Source organism: Mangrovibacillus sp. Mu-81, assembly GCF_036867415.1.
Taxonomy (GTDB): Bacteria; Bacillota; Bacilli; order Bacillales; family Bacillaceae_B; genus Rossellomorea.
The window spans coordinates 24,765-47,947 of sequence record NZ_JBAJHU010000019.1 but is presented as its reverse complement, the minus strand read 5'-3'; the positions used below and the strand labels follow the sequence as shown (position 1 = coordinate 47,947).

Sequence of the window (23,183 nt, the reverse complement as noted above, 5' to 3'; positions counted from 1 at the left end):
GGATATAATATTTTTTTGCACAAATTGTTTTTTATAACATATAGTATGTTATAATCTATATGAAACCTATTTTATCGTCGCGGGGTGGAGCAGTTCGGTAGCTCGTCGGGCTCATAACCCGAAGGTCGCAGGTTCAAATCCTGTCCCCGCAATACCATTTTTGCTAAAACATAATATTGAAAGATATTTTGCTGACGCAAAAATCTTTGGTCTGGTAGTTCAGTTGGTTAGAATGCCTGCCTGTCACGCAGGAGGTCGCGGGTTCGAGTCCCGTCCAGACCGCCATTACTTTACACGTAAACGAAACTTTGGTTTCGTTTTTTTATTGTTTAAATATTTTTAAGTTTAAAATAAAAATTGAAAAGTTAAAAATAAAAAGGTAGAACGTTGAAAATAAGTTGCTGAAAGTTGAAAATAAAACATGAAGAGTTGAAAATAATAGGGGGATTTGTCCCGATATGCGAGTAAATCCGGCGATCTGTGTAGTCTAATTATGGCTCATAAAAGAATTTCATACTCTCATTTCTGTTATGCTGACTCTTTTTCATTAATTTTCAACAAAAACTTACTTCCCTATTCATATTGCAACACCTGCCCTTTACTCAAATACCCCAAAAAGGGTAAACTACATATATATCGTCCCTTAGGTGCTATCCTAAGGGTTTTTTATACTCTATTTAAGTTGGGAGATAAATATGGATCAGTTTGAAATCATGACGAATACCCCTGAAGAGACGGGGGAGTTTGCTGAGAGATTGGCACGTTACCTGAAGGCGGGGGATGTGATAACATTGGAAGGTGACTTGGGTGCCGGGAAAACGACGTTTACGAAGGGTCTTGCGAAAGGGCTTGGAGTGAAGAAGACGGTGAACAGCCCGACGTTTACCATTATTAAAGAATATAAGGGGCGTCTGCCTTTTTATCATATGGATGTGTACCGCCTGGATGATTCCTTTGAAGACTTGGGATTTGATGAGTACTTTGAAGGTGGGGGAGTGACGGTTGTCGAGTGGGCACACTTAATTGAGGACCAGCTTCCGCAGGAGTTATTGAGTCTTTCGATTTACAGAGAAGACGATACGGTACGGAAGATTGTGTTAAAGCCTTACGGGGAAAGGTATAATGAGTTATGTAAGGAGATTATTTCATGAAGATATTGTCTATTGATACCTCCAATTATCCGCTCGGAATTGCGTTGATTGAAGAGGGGAAAGTGATTGGTGAGTATATCACTAATTTCAAGAAGAATCATTCTGTAAGAGCGATGCCGGCTGTTGAGCAGCTTTTGAAAGATTGTGAGACGGAGCCGAAAGAGCTTATGAAGATCGTGGTGGCAAATGGCCCTGGTTCATATACAGGTGTCCGTATTGGGGTGACTATGGCAAAGACGCTTGCCTGGTCGCTCAATATTCCGTTGATCCCTGTTTCCAGTTTGGCGGTACTCGCTTCTTCCGGACGTTATTTCAACGGATATATTTCACCTATCTTTGATGCGAGAAGAGGGCAGGTTTATACAGGCTTATATAAGTGGGATGGAGATGTGATCAATCAGATTGAAGAAGACCGGAACCTCTTACTGGCAGACTGGGCGGAAAAGCTGAAAGAGTATGACAGGGAGATTTTATTTGTCGGTAACGATGTAAGCATTCATGAGGCAGTGATAAAAGAAGTGCTGGGAGCTCAGGCGAAGATTGCTCCTTATGTGAGCCATAATCCGAGGCCATCCGAGCTTGCTTTTATAGGCTCTCAATTAGAAGAAAAGACGGCTCACGAAGTCGTTCCTAATTATATTCGGATGGCGGAGGCTGAAGTGAAGTGGCTGGAGTCTCAAAAAAACTCTTAATTGAGAAAAAGGATCGTTAAGAAAAATGGATATTCGGTTTATGACGGTTGATGATTTAGATGCTGTGATGGAGATTGAGCATAGTTCGTTCAGTATCCCATGGAGTCGAGAGGCTTTTTATAACGAGATTGAACAGAATCATTTGTCCACGTATCTTGTTGTGGAAGACGGGGAACATATAGCCGGATATTGCGGTGTCTGGCTCGTTGTGGACGAAGCGCATATCACCAACGTTGCAGTGCTCCCTGATTATAGGGGGCAGGGTCTTGGTGAAGCCCTCATGCAAAGAATCATGGACATTTCGAAAGAAGTCGGTGCACGTTTGATGACGCTTGAAGTCAGAGTGAGCAATGAAGCTGCAAAAGGGTTATATAGAAAGATGGGTTTTCAGGACGGCGGAATCCGGAAGCGGTATTATTCCGATAATCAAGAAGATGCTTTAGTAATGTGGGTGAATTTATGACAAAAGATACGTATGTGTTAGGAATAGAGACAAGCTGTGATGAAACAGCTGTCGCCATTATAAAAAATGGGACGGAAATCGTGACAAATATCGTTTCTTCCCAAATCGAAAGCCATAAACGTTTTGGCGGGGTGGTTCCGGAAATTGCTTCCCGTCACCACGTCGAGCAAGTGACATTCGTTTTAGAAGAGGCACTGAAGCAGGCAGACATGACAATGGAAGAGATCGATTGCATTGCCGTTACAGAAGGGCCTGGTTTGGTCGGAGCACTGCTGATTGGTGTCAATGCTGCCAAAGCTCTGGCGTTTGCTCATAACAAGCCGTTGGTAGGTGTCCATCATATAGCTGGACATATCTATGCAAACCGGTTAGTGAAAGAAATGAAATTTCCTCTGCTCTCCCTGGTCGTTTCGGGGGGGCACACGGAGATTGTGCTTATGAAAGGGCATGGCTCATTTGAAGTAATCGGTGAAACGAGAGATGATGCCGCGGGTGAAGCGTATGACAAGGTAGCCAGAACGCTGAATCTTCCTTACCCGGGCGGCCCTCATATCGATCGGCTGGCGCAGGAAGGGGAAACGAATCTGGATCTCCCAAGGGCTTGGCTGGAAGAAGGCTCATATGATTTCAGTTTCAGCGGTTTGAAATCAGCAGTTATCAACACGCTGCACAACGCCAAGCAGAAAGGCAAGACCATTTATCCACAAGACCTTGCCGCAAGCTTCCAGGCGAGTGTGATTGATGTACTGGTAACCAAAACAGTGAAAGCGGTAAAGGAGTATAATGTAGAACAATTGTTATTGGCTGGAGGAGTAGCTGCCAATAAAGGACTGCGTGCTGCATTAGAAGAGGCGTTTACAGAACTGGACACAGAACTTATTATCCCTCCATTATCCTTATGCACCGACAATGCGGCGATGATCGCAGCAGCAGGGACAATTCTTTTCGAACAAGGTAAAAGAGGGAACATGACAATGAACGCCAATCCCGGATTGGATATAGAGAATTTTTGATTATAAAAAGCTTCGAGGAGGGTAATTTTGAACCTTTTCGAAGCTTTTTTATTAGTAGAACATATGTTTTTATCAACAGACTGTGGATAAGTTGTTAATAACTTAAGGATAAATGTGAACACCCTGTGAAAAAGATATGGGTAAATAAGCGGGTGGATGTGCATAACTCCCACTCATCTTGTGGATAATGTGGAAAACTTCTATGGATAACGGATATTCAACATCCGCCCTGTGGATAATGATGTGGAACAAAAAAAGGTTTGAGTAACACGGTGTTACTCAAACCTGTGGATTACTGTTCTTCTTGGAGAATCTCTTCTAATTCTGTCCATTCTTCTAACAATTCATCAAGTTCTTCTTTGGAAGCATTCAGTTTGTTATTGATATCTTGGACTTTTTCGTGATCCTGAAAGATATTGGGGTCACAAAGCAGTTCTTCCTGTTCTTCGATGACCGCTTCGAGTATCTCCATTTGAGCTTCAATATCTTCCACTCTTCTTTTTCGCTGCCGTTCAAGCTTTTTCGCTTCTTTATCGATTTTGTGACTTTGTTTCTGCTGAGTGGACGAGGCGGCAGCAGGCTGCCCCTTTTCGGTAAGCTCAAGTGCAGCCAGTTCTTCCTGTTCTTGCAGCTTCTCCATATAATAATTATAATCGCCGAGGTATTCGGTCGAACCGTTTTTAGAGAGTTCAAGCACCTTGGTCGCAATTCTGTTAATGAAATAACGATCGTGAGACACAAACAGAATGGTGCCTGGATAATCGATGAGTGCATTTTCCAGCACTTCCTTACTGTCGAGATCCAAGTGGTTCGTCGGCTCATCGAGTATGAGGACATTCCCTTTTTCCATCATCATTTTTGAAAGGGCAAGACGCGCTTTTTCTCCTCCGCTCAGTGTAGAAACGGGCTTTAAGACATCTTCCCCGGAAAACAGGAAGTTCCCGAGAACGGTTCTGATATCTTTCTCGTTTCTCAGCGGATATTCGTCCCATAGTTCATTGAGCACGGCTTTGTTTGAGGAAAGCTCAGCCTGTTCCTGGTCGTAGTAGCTGATCGAGACATTCGATCCGAATTTATAATCTCCTGAGAGAGGAGCAAGCTTATTCACCAGTGTCTTAAGCAGAGTCGACTTTCCGATTCCATTTGGACCTACCAGAGCAATGCTGTCGCCTTTTTTTACGGAGAAATCAATGTGTCGGGAGATTTCTTCAACATTATCGTACCCAATCGAAAGATCATTTACTTTCAGGACATCATTTCCGCTTTGACGGTCGATCTGGAAAGAGAAGGTGGCTGATTTCTCATCACCTGACGGCCTGTCCATCAGATCCATGCGTTCGAGCTTTTTGCGCCTGCTCTGGGCCATCTTCGTTGTAGATGCACGGGCGATGTTCCGTTGGATGAAATCTTCAAGCTTGGCCACTTCCTGCTGCTGGCGTTCAAACAGCTTCAGATCCTTTTCATAATCTTCAGCTTTTTGCTGCAAGTATTTGCTGTAGTTGCCGAGGAACTTTTTGCTTCGTTTTCGGGAGATTTCATATACCTGGTTGACGACATTATCCAGGAAGTAACGGTCATGGGAAACGATCAGGACGGCTCCTTCATAGCTTTGTAAATACGTTTCGAGCCAGGATAAGGTGGCGATGTCCAGATGGTTGGTAGGTTCATCAAGAATGAGAATATCAGGATTTGTCAATAACAGTTTACCGAGTGCAAGACGGGTCTTCTGTCCTCCGCTCAACGTGGAAATTTTCGTTTCGTAGTCGAAATCCGCGAAGTTCAGTCCGTGCAGGACAGAGCGGATATCCGCTTCGTACTGATAACCGCCAGACTCTTTGAAAGAAACCTGAAGCTCATCGTATTCCTTTAACACGCGCTGGTAAAGTTCTTCATTTTCGTAGACAGAGGGATCGGCCATCTGTTTTTCCAATGCACGCAGCTGCTTTTCCTGAGCTATCAGGTCTTCGAAAACGGTCAGCATTTCTGCCCATATGGAAAGGCCGGATTCGAGTCCCGTGTTTTGGGCAAGGTACCCGATCGTGACTCCTTTTGGTTTCGTGATTTCGCCGGCATCATAAGATAAGTGGCCGGCAATTATTTTTAACAGAGTCGATTTTCCTGCGCCGTTTCGGCCAACGAGCGCTACCCGATCTCTCGTCTGTATTTCAAGTTTGATATTCGAAAGGATGGTTTCTGCACCAAAGTTTTTGATCAGTTGATTCACTTGTAGTAGAATCATGCGTTTCACCTCTATTTCATAGTGCTAGTGTACCGTATTTGAGAGGAAAACGGCAATCATACATATCGATGAATGACTGTTAATCTTCATACATATAGGATAGAATATAGTGTATGATGGGTAGGAGAGCCTGAAAAAATGTTTTTCTGTTCATTTTGGAAGCGTTGTCAGACGGTCCAAAGTAACAGGCTTTGAATAGATGTGGGGGAATGCAATATGAACCAGGATACAACGAAAATTCCACAGGCAACGGCTAAGCGGCTGCCGCTTTATTACCGTTTTATCAAGAATTTATACTCATCCGGCAAACAGAGGGTTTCATCCAAGGAACTAAGTGAAGCGGTGAAGGTGGATTCTGCCACCATCCGCCGGGACTTTTCCTATTTTGGTGCGTTAGGTAAAAAAGGGTATGGATATAATGTTAACTATCTACTCTCTTTTTTCAGAAAGACGCTCGATCAGGATGCACTGACTAAGGTTGTACTGATCGGAGTCGGGAACCTGGGTACGGCTTTTCTTAATTATAATTTTATTAAAAATAATAATACTAAGATAGAAATGGCCTTTGAGGTCGATGAGTCAAAAGTGGGAACCCAGGTGGGAGAAGTACCGGTATTTCATTTGGATGATCTGGAAGAAAAATTGGAGAATCAGAATATTGAAGTGGCAATCCTGACTGTGCCGGCATCTTCTGCTCAGAATATCACAGACAGACTGGTCTCTTCAAAAATCAAGGGTATCCTTAACTTTACGCCTGCAAGGCTGACGGTACCGGATCATATCCGGGTCCATCATATTGATCTGGCTGTAGAGCTGCAATCGTTGGTTTACTTCTTGAAGCATTATTCTGAGGAAGACACGGAAATGTCACAAGATGGAATCATATCGGAATAGCCATTTTACATGAATTGCGATATGATAGAGATGTAAAAAGAGGAGGTGTCTCATTATGCCAGGTCCAGGTAGCCTCGTATTAATCGCTATTGTTGCTTTACTGATTTTTGGTCCTAAGAAATTACCGGAATTAGGGAAAGCATTCGGAAATACTTTACGTGAATTTAAAAATGCAACAAAAGGCTTAGCAGATGATGACGATAAATCAAAAGATGCCAAGTAATAGAGTAGGATGAACGCCATGAGTCAAAGTCAGAAAGACATGACATTGTATGAGCATATAGGAGAATTACAAAAACGACTCATGATTGCAGTCGTTTTCTTCTTGTTGGCGGTCATAGCGGGTTTTTTTCTCGCCGGTCCGCTGATCACGTATTTACAGCATGCCGATGAGGCGAAGAACATGACCATGAATGCCTTCAGGGTGACAGACCCCCTGAAGATTTACATGGAGATGATTATCTTCGTCGCTGTAATCATTACTTCGCCGGTCATCCTCTATCAGGTATGGTCGTTTGTATCACCTGGTCTTTATGAAAGAGAGAGGAAGGTTACACTCAGTTACATACCTGTGTCCGTTCTTCTATTTCTTGGAGGCTTGTCCTTCTCATACTTCATTCTGTTTCCATATGTAGTGAAGTTCATGATGGGACTGTCGGAGAATCTTGAAATCCAGCAGGTCATCGGTATCAATGAGTACTTCCATTTCTTATTTCAAATAACGATCCCGTTCGGTTTTTTATTCCAGCTTCCCGTGGCGATGCTGTTCCTGACGCGTCTGGGGATCGTCACACCAATGGTGATGGCACAAGCAAGGAAAGTCTCTTACTTTGTCCTCTTCATCATTGCCGCTTTCATCACTCCTCCGGATATCATATCCCATTTGATGGTGACAGTGCCTCTATTCATCCTGTATGAAATCAGTATCTGGATTTCAAAGATTGGATATAAAAAGGTACTTGAAGCGGAACAGAAGCTTGAGATGGAACAATACGAAGAAGATAAAAATAAGGATTGATCCCAATGGGACCAATCCTTATTTTTTGTTCTTGAGCTGTTTTCTGATTTTGAAGTGAATCATGACCATTCTGAGCCCCGAACCGAAGTCAAGGGTGGCCAGAAAGACAAGTATATAGGTGAAAAATCCCCAACCATCATCTCTTACATTCTGAATTGCAAAGTATGTGAAAAGTATTCCCAGCAGGAGATAGATCACACCCGAGAATAACGGTGATCTTCTCATAAAAATAATCCTCCAATAAATCCTTGAATTTTTTCAGCTTCATTCATGATCTTTTGAATATCGTCCTTATAGATAGATTGGATTAGAACGACAGATGTATTCATCGCAACATGAGCAAAAATTGGCACGAGTATTCTCTTCGTTCTTACATATAAGAAAGCGAAGGTAAAGCCCATCGCAGAATACAGAATGACATGCTCCGGCTCAAAGTGGGCAAGCGCGAATATAATGGAACTTACCAGCGCCGCAAAGAAGAAATTCATCTTCTCATAAAGGACGCCGAAGATGATCTTACGGAACACGATCTCTTCTAAAATCGGACCGATCACGGCTGCCACAAGCATTGTCACTGGCACCTTTTCGATGATCCCGATGATCATCTGGGTATTCTCGGATCCCATTTCAATCCCGATGGCATATTCAATTTGGATGGCAATGGACTGAGCGAAGAAGGCGATGAAAATCCCTGCAACGGCCCAACCGATCGAACTTCCTGAATTGAGAGGGGCACTGCGCTCAAGCCGCGTACTTGTTTCACTTTTTCGAAGGATGGCCCATACAACAATCAGTGCCAGGGAAAAGCTGATAATCAGCCAATAACCGGGAACAAGCTGCTTGACCTGTTCTGCAGGCTGACCCATCACATCCGTCCCGATTTTATAAAGAAGCGGGACCCCGACAATACTTGAAAGCTGCATGACAATATATGCAATCAATATATATCCAAAATGTTTTTTCAACGTTTCGTCTCCTTTAATCGTCATCTTGTTCAATTCTACTAATAATCGCTCAACTCTTCAAATAGTAGCCTTTGGTGCGGGAAGGGTAGAAATCCGGAATACAAAGACAAAACCGGACATAGGATAGAGAGGTGTGAAAAAAGGGGGAAAATGACGAAAAAATTTTAAGCAGGACACTTGCAAAATGAAAACGAATTAATTAATATAATAATTGTGTTAGCACTCACGACAAACGAGTGCTAATAAAAAATACTTACATATTTTCAAGGAGGTTGTTTCACTTGTTAAAACCACTAGGTGATCGCGTCGTTATCGAGCTAGTTGAGTCAGAAGAAAAAACAGCAAGCGGTATTGTGCTGCCGGATTCCGCAAAGGAAAAGCCGCAGGAAGGTAAGATTGTTGCTGTAGGTACAGGTCGCGTTCTTGACAGCGGTGAGCGCGTAGCTCTTGAAGTGTCTGTCGGCGATCGAATCATCTTCTCTAAATATGCAGGTACAGAAGTGAAATACCAAGGCACAGAATATCTGATCCTTCGTGACAGCGACATTCTGGCTGTTGTAGGCGAATAATCAACCAATCAAATATAAAACATTACTTTAAACAATAAGAGGAGGACTTTGAATATGGCTAAGGATATTAAATTTAGCGAAGAAGCACGCCGTTCCATGCTTCGTGGGGTAGATCAATTAGCAAACGCAGTTAAAGTAACTCTTGGACCAAAAGGACGTAACGTGGTACTCGAGAAGAAATACGGTTCACCACTTATCACAAATGATGGTGTGACGATTGCTAAAGAAATCGAACTTGAAGATGCATTCGAAAACATGGGTGCAAAGCTTGTAGCTGAAGTAGCAAGCAAAACAAACGAAATTGCCGGTGACGGTACAACAACTGCAACGGTCCTTGCACAGGCGATGATCCGTGAAGGTCTTAAAAACGTAACAGCCGGGGCTAATCCTGTAGGCGTACGTAAAGGAATCGAAAAAGCGGTTCAAACTGCAGTGGAAGAATTAAAAGCTATCTCCAAGCCGATCGAAGGCAAAGATTCAATCGCGCAGGTTGCTGCAATTTCAGCTGCTGACGAAGAAGTCGGTCAATTGATCGCAGAAGCAATGGAGCGCGTTGGAAACGACGGCGTCATCACAATCGAAGAGTCCAAAGGATTCACGACTGAGCTTGACGTAGTGGAAGGTATGCAATTCGACCGTGGATATGCTTCTCCATACATGGTAACTGACTCTGACAAGATGGAAGCGGTTCTTGAGAATCCATACATCTTGATCACGGACAAAAAAATCGGCAACATCCAGGAAGTACTTCCTGTTCTTGAGCAAGTGGTACAACAAGGCAAGCCGTTATTGATCGTTGCTGAAGATGTTGAAGGTGAAGCACTTGCTACATTAGTAGTGAACAAACTTCGCGGCACATTCAATGCAGTGGCTGTCAAAGCTCCTGGATTCGGTGACCGCCGTAAAGCAATGCTTGAAGACCTTGCCATCCTAACTGGCGGTGAAGTGATCACGGAAGATTTAGGTTTAGACCTTAAATCTGCAAACGTCACTCAACTGGGCCGTGCAGCGAAAGTTGTCGTAACAAAAGAAAACACAACAGTAGTAGAAGGCTCTGGAGATCCACAAAAGATTGCAGGACGCGTGAATCAAATCCGTGTTCAACACGAAGAGTCTACTTCTGAATTCGATAAAGAAAAATTACAAGAGCGCCTTGCCAAGCTTGCAGGCGGTGTAGCAGTCGTGAAAGTCGGTGCTGCAACTGAAACTGAGCTTAAAGAGCGTAAACTTCGCATCGAAGACGCCTTGAACTCTACTCGCGCAGCGGTGGAAGAAGGGATCGTTTCCGGTGGTGGTACTGCCCTTGTGAACGTATACAACAAAGTCGCTTCAATCGAAGCAGACGCAGACGTAGCAACTGGTATCAACATCGTGCTTCGCGCACTTGAAGAGCCAATCCGTCAAATCGCTCACAACGCTGGACTAGAAGGTTCTATCATCGTAGAGCGCCTGAAGAAAGAACAAGTGGGTGTAGGATTCAACGCAGCAACTGGCGAGTGGGTTAACATGATTGAAAAAGGTATCGTTGACCCAACTAAAGTAACTCGTTCCGCACTTCAAAACGCAGCATCCGTTGCAGCAATGTTCTTAACTACTGAAGCAGTAGTTGCAGACATTCCTGAAGAAAACGCTGGCGGCGGCATGCCTGACATGGGCGGTATGGGTGGAATGGGCGGCATGATGTAATAACGCCCAAAACCTTACTGTGAAAAGGTTCGAGGCTTTGTTAAAAATGACATACTGCTTGTCATTTGAAGAAACAAACCCCTATATATGTTATTTACCTCCCAAAAGTTCTCTGAGCTTCTGGGAGGTTTTTACTTTATTTAGAGGACTTTTTATTCGTAAACATCTTTAAGCTCCTCTAAAATAACTATTTTCAAAAAATACTACTTTATCGGCAGCGTGTCATCCAAGTGAATATTTGGTTATGGAACTTTGTACTGCATTAATAATCTTTGACAACCCCTGTACAAAATGCTACCATTGCATTTAAATTCAAAACATTAAAAATTTTAATACTCTTATGAAGAGAGGCGGAGGGACTGGCCCTATGAAGCCCGGCAACCATTTAACAACTGTGTTAAAAAGGTGCTAATTCCAGCAAGGCATATTGCTTTGGCAAATGAGAGGGATGAAAAAGGATTCGCCAGCCTCTCTATGTTCTACTAGAGAGGCTGTTTATGTTTATAAAATAAAAATTGTTTTGCTAAAACTTCATATCAAAAGCTTCAGGTGCTGTGTGGATCATCTACGCGGCTTAAAAGGGAAGACCGGTGAAAAGCCGGCACGGTCCCGCCACTGTATTGGGGAGCAACTTATCGAGTAGCCACTGTTTTATAGGGAATGGGAAGGGATAAGAAGCAATGAACCTAAGTCAGGAAACCTGCCTGTTGTATGCGCTAGTACTCTACGGGGATATAGGGGAGGTGAGAAATACGTGCTCAGTAAACCAGAAGGTTCGAACTCTAGTTAATTATACGTATCAATCTCTCTTTTCTTTTTTTGAAAAGGGAGATTTTTTAGGTTCGAAACTAAGATTTGTATGGAAAAGGAGAGGTAACCCATTATGGAAAAAGTGATAAGCTCGAATGTAGGATACCCAAGAATTGGGGAAAAACGTGAATGGAAACAAGCCCTGGAACAGTTTTGGGCAGGAAAGTTAGAAAAAGAGGCATTCTTAAAGCAAATAGAAGAGATTCGCCTGCAGCATCTTAAAAAGCAGAAGGAGCACGGAATTGATTTAATTCCTGTCGGGGACTTTAGCTTGTATGATCATGTCCTGGATACGGCTGTTATGTTCGGTTTAGTACCGAAACGTTTTAACTACAGCGGCGGGAAGGTGTCGCTTGAAACCTATTTTGATATCGCTCGAGGAACGAAAGAGGCGGTGGCTGCTGAAATGACAAAGTGGTTTAACACAAACTACCACTATATCGTTCCAGAGCTCAATGAAACAGTACCTGCTCTTGTGGAAAATCGTCCGCTTCAATTTTTTCAAGAGGCGAAGCAAAAACTTGGTATTCATGGTAAACCAATTATTTTAGGTCCGATTACATTCGTAAAGTTATCAAAAGGATATGATAAAAGTGACTTTAAAGCAGTTGTCGAGCAATTTGTCCCGCTTTATGCGGAAATTTTACGTGAACTAGAGACAGAGGGAGTGGAATGGGTTCAAATAGATGAACCAATCTTAGCAACTACTATTCCAAGAGATGAGCTTTCTTTAGTTAACGAAGTCTATCAGGCATTACATGATGCAGCACCAAACGTTAAGGTGATAGTGCAAACTTATTTTGATAGTATTGAGCATTACAAAGAGGTCGTATCACTTCCTGTTCAGGGAATTGGTCTTGATTTTGTCCATGATAACGGTCAGAATCTTGCAGCATTGAAAAAGTATGGTTTTCCCAAGAATAAGGGACTTGCAGCTGGAGTTATTGACGGACGAAACATTTGGCGTGCCGATCTCGAAGGAACAATGTCACTTCTAAGCGAAATTGAAGAGGTTGTTTCAAAAACAAGACTAATTGTTCAGCCATCATCAAGCCTATTGCATGTTCCTGTGACAGTAAAAAATGAAGAATTGCTCGATGAGATTCTAAGAAATGCACTGGCATTTGCCGATGAAAAATTAGAAGAAATTAGTACACTTACAAATGGCATGAACAATGGAAAACGAGTGATACAAAAAGAAATCGATGAAACCACAAAAGCAATTCATGAAATAAACCAATCATCGATTCGAAATAATACGCAAGTTCGAGAAGCCATTCGCAGCTTACAGAAGGATCAAGCAGAGCGGAAGGCGCCATATACAGTACGAAGAGGGCTTCAAGAAAAGGCTTTCCAATTACCATTATTGCCTACGACAACTATTGGCAGCTTCCCACAAACGAAAGAAGTAAGAAAACAGCGGTTAAAATGGCGGAAGGGCGAATTAACTGACAATGAATATGAAGTCTATATTAAGGCAGAAATAAAAAAGTGGATCGATATTCAAGAAGATCTTGGTTTGGATGTGTTCGTACATGGGGAATTTGAACGGACAGATATGGTTGAATACTTTGGAGAAAAATTAGCCGGCTTTCGATTTACAAAATACGGCTGGGTTCAGTCATATGGTTCCAGATGTGTGAAGCCTCCGCTAATTTATGGTGATGTTGCTTTTAAGAAACCAATGACAGTTGCAGAAACTGTATATGCCCAATCATTAACAAACAAACCGGTAAAAGGAATGTTGACAGGTCCGACTACGATTTTAAATTGGTCATTTGTCCGTAATGATATTTCACGCTACGAGGTGGCAAGACAAATTGCACTTTCGCTTCGAAAAGAGGTGGAAGCACTAGAGGAAAATGGAATCCGCATGATTCAAGTGGATGAGCCGGCCATTCGGGAAGGGCTGCCGTTAAAACGTGAAAAATGGGCAGGCTATCTGGATGCGGCGGTTTATACATTTAAATTGGCAACATCCTCTGTTCAAAATGAGACCCAAATCCATACCCATATGTGTTATTCAGACTTTAAGAATATTATTCATGCAATTAAAGCACTCGATGCGGATGTTATTTCTATTGAAACATCAAGAAGCCACGGGGAGTTAATTCATGCCTTTGAAGATAATACGTATGATAAGGGAATCGGTCTTGGTGTATACGATATTCACAGTCCGCGGGTACCATTACTAGAAGAGTTGACCAGAAATATTCATCGTGCGCTTCAAGTACTTGATCCAAAGCTATTCTGGATTAATCCCGATTGTGGCTTAAAAACCAGGGGTATGGAGGAAACTGTTGCAGCACTTCAGGTGATGGTGAAAGCGGCAGAACAAACGAGAGAAGAGCTGCTCGTGAAATAAGGAACAAAGTAAGTCTGATAAAGATGAATGTAAAAAAAGCACCTGACTCCTGACACGTTACTGCATTAACGTAATCGGGAAGAAGGTGCTTTTTCCTTACTATAAAAGGTGATATAATTCAGGAGCCTCTACTGTTTTAATAAATATTTTCACCATGAATAGGCAAGTCCTGTGCTAATGATAGACCCCGTTCTCCTCCTCATAACGTATTCATCAATACGTTGATGAAATGCCATCAACAACATAAAATACTTGCTTCAAATAAAAAGAGAGCCACTCCAGCTCTCCTAAATCCTTCACAAAATCAACGACTCATTAAACTTCTTCAACAACTTCCCAAAAACTTCACGTTCTTCGTCCGGCCATTCCTCTATGATCTCCGATAACCTCTTTAAACGCGCTTCCATATGTTCTTTAAAGACACTTTTCCCTAGTTCTGTGATGTCCAGTTTATAGGATCTCCCGTCCAAAGGGTCAGGAATACGGTACAAGAAACCTTTCTGTTCGAGGGAGGCTGCCTGTCTGCTGATGGTGGAAATGTCGAGCATGAATTCTTCTGCCAGCAGTTTCACGCCTGCTGCTCCTTTATTGGCGATTCGTCGCAGCAATAAATATGCGGAGCGGTCGAGGCTGCCCAGTTTTTTGTTGGAAGAGAGATTGGTTGCCCGGCGGATGAGGATGGCGAGCTCCAATTCAATCATTTCTAAATGGTTTTCATTCATACGATAACCCCGCAATACGAACAAGTATATCTTCTATGATACCACATAAAAAGATCGAAGGTTATTGACTCGGCGTAATTTAGTTGTATAATACAATTATAAACTTTCATCATACAACTAAGTTAGAAAAGTTTAAATATATATAGAAGAAAAGGAGAATATGCATGTCATCTATTCAACCATCTGTCCCGCCTTCAATAGACCCGGCCGATGTAGAAAAAAAAGGGATCCTGGCACAGCCGAAAGCGGTCTGGGCTGTTTTTTTTGCGTGTATTATCGCGTTTATGGGTCTTGGGTTGGTGGATCCGATTCTGCCGGCAATCGCGAGTCAGCTGGATGCCTCCCAAAGCCAGGTCACGCTGCTTTTCACAAGCTATAATGCCGTGATGGCGGTTGCGATGCTCATTACAGGAATGCTTTCATCTAGAATTGGGGTGAAAGGCACGCTTCTTTCGGGTATCGTCATCATTGCCCTATTTTCAGCACTAGGAGGGTTATCGAACGATATTTGGACACTCGTCGGACTCCGGGGAGGCTGGGGGCTGGGAAATGCGTTGTTCGTTGCCACTGCTTTAGCGGCGATCGTGTCGCTTTCAAACAGCGGAGCCGCCAAAGCGATCATTCTTTATGAAGCGGCGATCGGTCTTGGGATTTCCGTCGGTCCGCTTCTTGGCGGCTGGCTTGGTGCTATGTCGTGGAGAGGCCCATTTCTCGGAGTTGCGACACTCATGGTCATTGCCTTTATCGGGCTGACCATCTTCATGCCGAAAGCAGAGAAGTCTGCACGGGTTGAGAAGAAAACAACATTTGCTGATCCTTTTCGAGCGTTGAAGCACCGCTCATTATTCGTGTTTGGTGTTGCTGCAGCACTATATAACTTTGGTTTCTTTACGCTTCTTGCTTATGCTCCTTTTGTGATGGGGCTTGATGAACACGGACTGGGTTATGTATTTCTTGGCTGGGGCGTGCTGCTGGCCGCCACTTCTGTGTTCATGGCGCCAAAGCTGCAGCAATGGTTCGGGACCATCAAGTCGATGTGTGCCATGCTCACACTATTCGCCATGCTCCTGCTGGCGATGGGCCTCTGGACATCTGTGCAGTGGGTGGTCATTGCAGCCGTGATTCTGGCGGGTGCATTCCTGGGTAACAACAATACCCTGATTACTACAGCCGTCATGAACGCGGCTCCTGTCGAACGTTCGACAGCCTCGGCAGCCTACAGCTTTCTCCGTTTCTTGGGAGGGGCGATTGCTCCTTTCACTGCGGGGAAACTTGCTGAGATCTACAATCCTAGCCTGCCGTTTATAGTCGGTGCGGGATTTGTCTTTCTATCTGTCATCTTCATCCTTATGAACAAGGAGCACCTAAAGCATGTCGATCATGCAGGAGCCGGACATTAGAATATTGCAGCGTCTCAGAAAAAAAGGTCTCTCATCTTTCACAGGTGAGAGACCTTTTTTGTGCCTCCTTTTGCAGTCCATGCATCCAATTCTCACGTTCAAGGGACAAACATCCTATCTATTATTTTCAGCTCACATAGAATAGATTGAATGGTTCTATTTAATAGAGTCATTAAATTTACATGAAGGCAGGTGAATAGTATGACAGACCACTATAAAAAGTGTAAACGAAAGGTGAAAAAAGGATCTGCTTTCAGAGCATTTTCCACTGAAAGTCAGGTTGTGCCGGCAGATACGTCTGTGAAGTTATTCTTTAAAGAGGAAGAGTTTGACCTCGGACGTGAATATGACCGCTGTGACTCGATTTTTATCCCGCGGAAGAAAGGCATTTATTTAGTGACCGGGACCGTGGGTTTCATACCCGACAGCTTCGAAGAGAATTACCGGACAAGAATCGAAATAAGAATAAACGGCAATCCGTTTGAGGCGGCAGATAATGACTTCTGGGGAACGGGCGTCCCGTTCACAAATGGAGTGCAGGTGACAGCCATTTTGAAGCTTAATGCCGGTGATGAAGTTGAAATTTATACGGAAAGCTCTATTCCGGGCGTTACCGCAATCTCCCAGCCTGGTTTTAACGTTACTGCTTTTGCAGCATCGATTCTGGAACGTATAAACTAAAGCGCCCCTTCATGGAAACTTTATATTGAAGAGCTTACCCGATAAGCTCTTCTTTTTTAAAGGGGGGATGTGAAGTCCTGAATCAAAAGCATGCTCAGGTAATAATTTTTCCAGAAAATTCATCTTGTGTAGGTTTATAATAATAGTCAGAATGGGAAAAAAGCATCAGGAACCAAAATTTGTCTGAACCGTACATATGTGAGGATGAAGAAATTAAATAACCTGGAGGAGAATGTCATGAATCGTAGAAATCCCTTAGCGATGTTGCTGTTATGTATAATATCCAGTCTCATGCTTCTTTCTGCTTGCAGCAGCTCGGCCGATACGCAAGCCGGGAAAGAGGAAGAGAAGAAAGAACATAAATATGAAAAACTCGTAAAGGAAAAAAATAAAGAATTGGAGCTTGAACCAATTGAACTGACTTCATATAGTGATGAAATCGGGATGACGCTTTCGGGACCCGAACATAAAGAATTTGCCGCTAACGGAAACGTCGTCGTGGAAGGCGAGATCGAGAAGCACACCGGTTTGAAGTCGGACTATGCCTGGATCAAAGTCCGCTCTACGGGGGAAGGACCGGCAGGCGATCAACTCGAATATTACACTCCGATCGAGGACGGGAAGTTCAAGCAGACAATTCACTTCTTCAATGGCGAGGGAGAATACAGCGTGAAAGTCCAGCTGCCGAGTAAAGATCAGGAGAATTACTTTTATGATACGGCAGCATTCACTGTCCACAATGTAAATCCCGAGATGAAACGGGATGTGACGTATACTCCTTTCGGCCGTGATGCCGGACTGAATGTAAGTCTTGATTCAAGTTTCACTAAGGAAAATGAGGTATTTGCGCTTCAAGGTAAAGCAGGCGAACTGACAGAAGAAGATACCATTATGCTGAAGTTAAGAAAGGATACTGACACATGGACTCATGTCATCTCTGTAAAAGATGGTAGATTCTCTTATGATGTCCCTTTATTTTATGGGAAAGGGGTTCATGAACTTGAAGTGCTCGTCCCAGATGAGGAGCGCGAGAATTACTATCAGACTGCTACGACTATATTAATAGATAACGAGTCCAGTCGAACGATGAGTCCGATTGAATACTCAGACACGTACATGGAGCGAGGGGTCACATTAGAAACACCGCTATACGGCGGGGATGAATCAGAAGGTTTGTACACGGTGAAAGGCAGCATTGACCCTAAGGCTGAGTTCGGACCCCAAACCGACCATATCTATATCACCACGAAAAAAGGCGAGGATGAAGCACTAGACGTCATTCCAGTTGAAGACTTCACATTCGATGACTCCTTTTATCTCCGCTTTGGTCCGGGCACGTATGAGGTGACGTTGAGTGTACCGGAGATCAAAGAAGAAAACAGCGACTCTTTCAGATTCTATGGATTTGCCAAGTTCGAGGTCGAGTCAACAGGTGAGGACAAACGGGATCTGCTTCCTTCAAGAGGAGTAGAGTCCGACGATCCAAAGATCAAAGAATTGGCACAGAAGCTGACAGAAGGCAAGAAGGCCGATCGCGACAAAGTTAAAGCAATCTACGATTACACAGCCAAAAATGTCACCTATGATGTTGAGAAACTGGAGGACGAAGAATTCGAATGGGATGACAGTGCATTGAAGACACTCGAAGAGAAAACAGGCGTATGCCAGGACTATGCCTACCTTGCGATTGCCCTCTTGAGAGCGAGCGACATTGAAGCACGATTTGTAGAAGGGATGGCAAGCGGGGGGTGGTGGCCGCAAAGGCATGCCTGGGTTGAAGCAAATGTGGATGGCGAATGGCTGACCATGGATCCCACATGGGGTTCAGGCTATATTAAGGATGACAAATTTGTAGCGGATTTCAACGAGAAGTATTTTGACCCGGATAAGGCCGAATTTGAAAAGACACATACCCGCACAGGGGTATCGTACTGATTCTGCTTTTAATAAGTTCTTTGTAATGTAATAAAAAATGAAGTTGGGACAAAAGTATTTTAGTCTAAGTGAAACCCGAACTATTTTGCATACTAACAGGCAAATTAGTCCGGGTTTTTACTTTGTTCAATGTAACTTTAAGGTTTTAGCACTTTCCAGCGGTTGATTGGAGTGCAAGACGAAAACTCCTGCCGAGGAGGCTCACGGGCTAGCCGCGGAAAGCGAAGTCTTGCACGGAAATCATTAGCGGTATTAAGAACATACACTGAAATTGTTCACCTTTATGTCGTGGTTTTATTTATTTTTGACCCATCCTCTTTTTTTATTTCTTCAGTAAATCGCGGATCTCCATCAAAAGTTCGATTTTGGGGTCAACCACGGGGGCTTTTTCAGCAATCTCTTCTTTTCGTTTCAACCGATTGAATGCCTGGATAAATACGAAGAGGGATAGGGCGATGATAAAGAAATCGACAATCGATTGAATGAATAGCCCATATTCAATCAATGCATCCCCAACCGAAACCGTTAAATGTTCGAATCTGATGCCTCCAAGAATTGTACCCACCAGCGGCATGATTATGTAGTCCACTAAGGCGGATACGATCTTCCCGAAGGCAGCGGCAATGACCACTGCAACGGCTAAATCGATCACATTTCCTTTCAGGGCAAACTTCTTGAATTCTTTCAACATATGGGACAACTCCTTTTTAAAGAGATTAGCGATACTTAAGTATTCCTATCTTGCCCCAATTAGAAGTTCACAAGACCGCGAAATACTAGATCTATGATAAAGTAGAAGAAAATAGGAGAGGAAAGGAATATAAATGACTACAAAGCTATATTATGAGGATGCTTACATCAAAACATTTGAAACAAAGATACGTGAACAGCGACAGGATAACGACGGGCGCTGGTTTGTTCTACTCGAACAATCCGCATTCTATCCCACAGGCGGCGGTCAGCCGTTTGATGAAGGGTCGCTTAATGGAATTCAAGTCACGAATGTAGAAGAGGTAAATGGAGAAGTCCGTCACTACATAGAGAGACCAGTTGCAAATACCGCTGTAAGCATACAGGGGGAAATCTGCTGGAACAGGCGTTTTGATCACATGCAGCAGCATGCCGGTCAGCATATCCTCTCAGCTGCGTTTGCAGAAGTATGCGGATATGAAACCATCAGCTTTCATCTGGGCAAAGAGATCCTGACGATCGACCTGTCTGTAGAGAGGCTGACGGAGGAAGAAGCATCAAAGGCAGAAACTCTTGCCAATAAAATAATAGGGGAAGCGAGACCGATTCAAACGAGATGGATGACAGCCGAGGAAGCAGCGGACTATCCACTGCGCAAGCAGCCTTCCGTTTCAGAGGATATACGCCTGGTCATCATCCCGGACTTTGATTACAACGGGTGTGGAGGAACGCATCCCCGCTCAACTTCGGAAGTCGGAGCAATCAAAATCCTCGATTGGGAAAAGCATAAAAACCATATCCGGCTCCAATTTGTGTGCGGCAGCAGAGTGCTTGAACAGCTCCACGGGAAGCATAAGGTCATAAAAGAACTGACGGCCATCCTGCAGGCACCGCAAGACAAGATGGCAGAAGCCGCTCAACAGCTGATTGAAAGAATGCAATCTCAGGATAAACAGCTGGAAGAAACCAATCAGCAGCTCTTAGAATACGAAGCGGATGCATTGATAAAAGAAGCCATTCCTGCAGGAGAAGACTCGACTTTCATTTCATATGCCTATCAAAACCGCCCGATCAAGGAACTTCAAACCCTTGCACGGCTAATCGTCATTGAAAAAGAAGATGCGGTTGTCTTTTTCGTCGTCCAAAACGAAACGAAACTACAACTGGTTGGAGCGAAAGGTAAGAAAGTGAATCTCAACCTGAAAGAGGTTGCACCCAAGATTTTCTCGAAGATCAACGGAAAAGGGGGAGGCAAAGAAGACTTCATCCAGGGCGGTGGAGAAGCAGTCCTTTCCCCGGAACAATTAATCGGACATATCGAGAGTTCCATTCTATAAGCCGAGGAACAACAGAACCAATCAGCCCGCTATACTAAACAGGAAAGCTCCCCTTTCACCGAATGGGGAGCTTTTGATATGACACGGGGTATTTATTCTAATTACCGCTCACAAATAATTACAAATACCTACTAAATTTAACATTTGTAATAATTCACCTAAAACTTACCATGTTTAAAACAATTCCCAATATTGATTTATATACATAGGAACTATTGACTCGCAACTATATACCTTGTTTTCTGTCGAAAAAAACACCGCTTATAGTTCGTTAGAATCATACAAAATTCGACAATCTCCAACAGTCATTGACGTTAGTAGCATCCGATGATAATTAATATATAGGAAAAAATTATGAAGAAAATATGACAAACATGTTTCTAAACGTGAAATTGGTGGTAAATAAGAGTTGAATTAATTCCAAAATATTGAAAAGTGATATGAATGTATCATTTATGGATGTAATTGCCATCGAAATATAATCTCACTCGTAAATACAACATGAGGGAGGAGAGCTGCTTCAAGAATTGTGTCATTCAAATACTCTATTAACTGTTATTTATAGAAAGAAAGGAACATAGTGAATGCTTGAATCGAAGAGAAAAGCTATTATTTTTATTGTTTTATCCATTTTGTTAGCTGTGACGGCGGGGTTTTTAGTTTTGAAAAAAGTTCAGGCACTTAATACGAATTTGGGAACCAGCGTTAAAATATTCGTAGCGGATAAAGAGATTGCGTCACGCAGCCTTATCACGCCTGACAATGTCAAAACAGAAGAAATCCCAAAAAAATTTCTGAAAGACTATCATGTTACGGATGTTGATGACCTAGTCAATAAAGTGTCAGTTGTTCCATTGGCGACAGGAGATATGATTACTACAAACATATTAAAGCGAGCTTCCTCAGTAGTGGATGAGAACAATAGACTGATAACCTTGATGCAGAATGAACGTGTCTTCTTTGATGAACCCTTGGAAGCACTGGATCGGGTCGATATCATCGTTTCTCACCGTTTTAATGATAAAGAAGAAACAACGGTATTTATGAGAGATGTGAAAGTAGCCAGGGTTGCAAAGGACAAAGGTAAAGATTTCAAAGGGGTTCAGCTGGAAGTATCGATGGAAAAAGCACCCGAACTGATCCACATGCAAAACTATGCCGACAGCCTCAGGATCATCAAAGCGAATGTTGGTAAACAGGAAGCAACTCAAGAAGGCGAAGCAGAAAAAGCGGAAGAGACAAAGGCTGAACCTCAATCGGAAAAGAAAGAGGAACCAAAACAGGAAGCCAAGGAAGCTCAACCGAAAAAAGAAGACTCAAAAAATGAGCAGCCTGCTAAACCGGAAGAAAAACCTAAACAATAATAGACAGTTAGAGAGATAACGGAGGGGCCTTATGAGTAAGGAAAATCAGATATTCCTCATTGGAGAAGAAAACGATTTAAGCAAAAACATAATTGAACTGCTGAACACTTCTTATGAAGTGATTTATATACCTGAAGAATCCTGGTCCACAGAACTTAGAAAATATGAACCGAGTGTGGTCGTCTTTTATCAGGGAGATTCCAACCTTCCAGTAACCCTGAAGATTAAAGAACTCAGAAGAGACTTTCCGGATTCTGCTGCGATATATGTACATACAGAGCAGGATTTCGAGTTGTTAAGGGAAACTACCCGTGCTGGAGTGGAAGATTTTATCCTCATACCTGAAGAGGAACCTTCGATAAAAGAACGGATCAATTTTATTCTCCAGCATACACAGACGAAATCGGAAACTGCTGTATCATCAGGGAATTATAGAAGGGGAAAGGGTCAAATTTTTGCATTTTACAGTGGAAAAGGCGGATCAGGAAAGACTTTGCTCAGCACTGCTTTTGCCCAGACGCTGAAACTGGAGTCTACAGCACAGGTCATTCATATTGACTTTAACCTGCAATATGGCGGTTCTGAGACATATTTGGGAATAGAGAGTAACCGCTCTTTAATTGATCTTCTTCCTGTCATAAATGAAATCAATGAGCATCACTTGAAGAATATCTCCGAGATGGAAACACACTCAAAGTTAGAAGTGCTCGTCAGCCCAAGGGATGCAGAAATGGCTGAAAAAATAGACGAAGAATTTGTAATAAGGCTTTTGAGGGCATGTAAAAGAACATATGATTTTATCATCATTGATTTGCCTTCAATAATGGATGTGAAGACATACACTGCTTTGGAAGAGGCAGACCGGGTTTATTATGTAATGACTCTTGATACCCCTGCAATCAGAGTCCTCAAGCATGTTGAAGACCTTCTTAAGAGATTGGGGCCGCAGACATTGGAACAGATGGAGCTTGTTGTGAATTTTACAGGACGAGAAAACGAATTAACGAAAAAAGATATTGAGAGATTTATTGACCTGCCTGTAACTGTTGAAATCAGAAGAGATCTTAAAGGTGTACAAGCAGCTATTAATCAAGGGCAGCCGTTAAGAAAAGAAGTAAAAGAGAAGAAGTTGACGGCACCTGCAAAAGATATACAAAAGTGGGTTACTTCAATGTTGAAATAGAAAACA

21 protein-coding genes, 2 tRNA genes and 2 riboswitches are annotated in these 23,183 nt (G+C 42.9%); of the genes, 18 read left to right on the top strand and 5 right to left on the bottom strand.

Translation table 11 applies throughout. The annotated features are described in order from the left end of the window. Positions 1–78: 78 nt before the first annotated feature. The 6 genes from V6B33_RS21355 to tsaD all read left to right on the top strand — a co-directional run bounded on the left by V6B33_RS21355 (position 79) and on the right by tsaD (position 3,319). A tRNA-Met gene (locus V6B33_RS21355) sits at positions 79–152 on the top strand. A gap of 56 nt (positions 153–208) precedes the next feature. Next, positions 209–285 (top strand) — tRNA-Asp (locus tag V6B33_RS21350). Positions 286–695: 410 nt separating this feature from the next. Next, complete coding sequence (gene tsaE, locus V6B33_RS21345) at positions 696–1,151, top strand: tRNA (adenosine(37)-N6)-threonylcarbamoyltransferase complex ATPase subunit type 1 TsaE (RefSeq protein WP_334219673.1); 456 nt, start codon at positions 696–698, stop codon at positions 1,149–1,151. Beyond that, positions 1,148–1,843 (top strand): tRNA (adenosine(37)-N6)-threonylcarbamoyltransferase complex dimerization subunit type 1 TsaB, encoded by a 696-nt coding sequence (gene tsaB, locus V6B33_RS21340; protein WP_334219672.1) that lies wholly within the window; start codon positions 1,148–1,150, stop codon positions 1,841–1,843. The genes tsaE and tsaB overlap by 4 nt, the downstream gene beginning before the upstream one ends. 25 nt (positions 1,844–1,868) lie before the next feature. Next, a complete protein-coding gene (rimI, locus tag V6B33_RS21335; protein WP_334219671.1) occupies positions 1,869–2,306 on the top strand; it encodes a ribosomal protein S18-alanine N-acetyltransferase in 438 nt (145 codons plus the stop codon). Next, on the top strand, positions 2,303–3,319 hold the full coding sequence (gene tsaD, locus V6B33_RS21330) for a tRNA (adenosine(37)-N6)-threonylcarbamoyltransferase complex transferase subunit TsaD (RefSeq protein WP_334219670.1): 1,017 nt from the start codon (positions 2,303–2,305) through the stop codon (positions 3,317–3,319). The genes rimI and tsaD overlap by 4 nt, the downstream gene beginning before the upstream one ends. 292 nt (positions 3,320–3,611) lie before the next feature. Here the strand turns inward: tsaD and V6B33_RS21325 are convergent, their stop codons facing one another. Beyond that, the gene (locus tag V6B33_RS21325) at positions 3,612–5,558 is read right to left on the bottom strand and encodes an ABC-F family ATP-binding cassette domain-containing protein (RefSeq protein WP_334219669.1); all 1,947 of its coding nucleotides are present in this window, start codon (positions 5,556–5,558) and stop codon (positions 3,612–3,614) included. A 216-nt stretch (positions 5,559–5,774) separates the two neighbouring features. Here V6B33_RS21325 and V6B33_RS21320 point away from each other — a divergent pair, with 216 nt between their 5' ends. From V6B33_RS21320 to tatC, 3 genes are read left to right on the top strand one after another with little or no spacing between them, the layout of a single operon-like run. Then, positions 5,775–6,452 (top strand): redox-sensing transcriptional repressor Rex, encoded by a 678-nt coding sequence (locus tag V6B33_RS21320; RefSeq protein WP_334219668.1) that lies wholly within the window; start codon positions 5,775–5,777, stop codon positions 6,450–6,452. A 55-nt stretch (positions 6,453–6,507) separates the two neighbouring features. Next, a complete protein-coding gene (locus V6B33_RS21315; protein WP_032085426.1) occupies positions 6,508–6,675 on the top strand; it encodes a twin-arginine translocase TatA/TatE family subunit in 168 nt (55 codons plus the stop codon). A gap of 18 nt (positions 6,676–6,693) precedes the next feature. After that, positions 6,694–7,470 (top strand): twin-arginine translocase subunit TatC, encoded by a 777-nt coding sequence (tatC, locus tag V6B33_RS21310; RefSeq protein ID WP_334219667.1) that lies wholly within the window; start codon positions 6,694–6,696, stop codon positions 7,468–7,470. Between the two features lie 18 nt (positions 7,471–7,488). Here the strand turns inward: tatC and V6B33_RS21305 are convergent, their stop codons facing one another. Continuing rightward, on the bottom strand, positions 7,489–7,695 hold the full coding sequence (locus tag V6B33_RS21305) for a YdiK family protein (protein ID WP_334219666.1): 207 nt from the start codon (positions 7,693–7,695) through the stop codon (positions 7,489–7,491). Then, positions 7,692–8,435: a CPBP family intramembrane glutamic endopeptidase gene (locus V6B33_RS21300; RefSeq protein ID WP_334219665.1), complete on the bottom strand. Its 744-nt coding sequence runs from the start codon at positions 8,433–8,435 to the stop codon at positions 7,692–7,694. Before V6B33_RS21300 ends, V6B33_RS21305 begins: the two co-directional genes overlap by 4 nt. 281 nt (positions 8,436–8,716) lie before the next feature. Between V6B33_RS21300 and groES the strand changes: the two genes are divergently transcribed. The 3 genes from groES (at position 8,717) to metE (ending at position 13,865) form a co-directional block, all read left to right on the top strand. Next, on the top strand, positions 8,717–9,004 hold the full coding sequence (gene groES / locus V6B33_RS21295; RefSeq protein WP_172250819.1) for a co-chaperone GroES: 288 nt from the start codon (positions 8,717–8,719) through the stop codon (positions 9,002–9,004). A 54-nt stretch (positions 9,005–9,058) separates the two neighbouring features. After that, positions 9,059–10,690: a chaperonin GroEL gene (gene groL, locus V6B33_RS21290; protein WP_334219664.1), complete on the top strand. Its 1,632-nt coding sequence runs from the start codon at positions 9,059–9,061 to the stop codon at positions 10,688–10,690. Positions 10,691–11,025: 335 nt separating this feature from the next. Then, positions 11,026–11,136: riboswitch (SAM riboswitch) on the top strand. Positions 11,137–11,220: 84 nt separating this feature from the next. Next, a riboswitch (cobalamin riboswitch) is annotated at positions 11,221–11,412 on the top strand. A gap of 161 nt (positions 11,413–11,573) precedes the next feature. Continuing rightward, the gene (gene metE, locus V6B33_RS21285; RefSeq protein WP_334219663.1) at positions 11,574–13,865 is read left to right on the top strand and encodes a 5-methyltetrahydropteroyltriglutamate--homocysteine S-methyltransferase; all 2,292 of its coding nucleotides are present in this window, start codon (positions 11,574–11,576) and stop codon (positions 13,863–13,865) included. A gap of 296 nt (positions 13,866–14,161) precedes the next feature. Here metE and V6B33_RS21280 read toward each other — a convergent pair whose 3' ends face one another. Further along, positions 14,162–14,587 (bottom strand): MarR family winged helix-turn-helix transcriptional regulator, encoded by a 426-nt coding sequence (locus tag V6B33_RS21280; protein ID WP_334219662.1) that lies wholly within the window; start codon positions 14,585–14,587, stop codon positions 14,162–14,164. A 164-nt stretch (positions 14,588–14,751) separates the two neighbouring features. On the opposite strand from V6B33_RS21280, the gene V6B33_RS21275 reads away from it, so the two are divergent. The 3 genes from V6B33_RS21275 to V6B33_RS21265 all read left to right on the top strand — a co-directional run bounded on the left by V6B33_RS21275 (position 14,752) and on the right by V6B33_RS21265 (position 18,603). Continuing rightward, entirely contained in the window at positions 14,752–15,987 is a 1,236-nt protein-coding gene (locus V6B33_RS21275; protein ID WP_334219661.1) for an MFS transporter, read from the top strand. A 201-nt stretch (positions 15,988–16,188) separates the two neighbouring features. Next, the gene (locus V6B33_RS21270) at positions 16,189–16,668 is read left to right on the top strand and encodes an ABC transporter permease (RefSeq protein WP_334219660.1); all 480 of its coding nucleotides are present in this window, start codon (positions 16,189–16,191) and stop codon (positions 16,666–16,668) included. 237 nt (positions 16,669–16,905) lie between these two features. Next, positions 16,906–18,603 (top strand): transglutaminase domain-containing protein, encoded by a 1,698-nt coding sequence (locus tag V6B33_RS21265; RefSeq protein WP_334219659.1) that lies wholly within the window; start codon positions 16,906–16,908, stop codon positions 18,601–18,603. Between the two features lie 322 nt (positions 18,604–18,925). Here V6B33_RS21265 and mscL read toward each other — a convergent pair whose 3' ends face one another. After that, positions 18,926–19,294 carry a large conductance mechanosensitive channel protein MscL gene (mscL, locus tag V6B33_RS21260; protein WP_334219658.1) on the bottom strand — a complete coding sequence of 123 codons (369 nt, stop codon included), beginning with the start codon at positions 19,292–19,294 and terminating at the stop codon, positions 18,926–18,928. A gap of 133 nt (positions 19,295–19,427) precedes the next feature. Here mscL and V6B33_RS21255 point away from each other — a divergent pair, with 133 nt between their 5' ends. The 3 genes from V6B33_RS21255 to V6B33_RS21245 all read left to right on the top strand — a co-directional run bounded on the left by V6B33_RS21255 (position 19,428) and on the right by V6B33_RS21245 (position 23,177). Then, complete coding sequence (locus V6B33_RS21255; RefSeq protein ID WP_334219657.1) at positions 19,428–20,630, top strand: alanyl-tRNA editing protein; 1,203 nt, start codon at positions 19,428–19,430, stop codon at positions 20,628–20,630. Between the two features lie 662 nt (positions 20,631–21,292). Then, positions 21,293–21,994: a flagella basal body P-ring formation protein FlgA gene (locus V6B33_RS21250; RefSeq protein ID WP_334219656.1), complete on the top strand. Its 702-nt coding sequence runs from the start codon at positions 21,293–21,295 to the stop codon at positions 21,992–21,994. A 31-nt stretch (positions 21,995–22,025) separates the two neighbouring features. Beyond that, positions 22,026–23,177, top strand: a complete 1,152-nt coding sequence (locus tag V6B33_RS21245) for an AAA family ATPase (protein WP_334219655.1) — start codon at positions 22,026–22,028, stop codon at positions 23,175–23,177. Positions 23,178–23,183 lie beyond the last annotated feature (6 nt).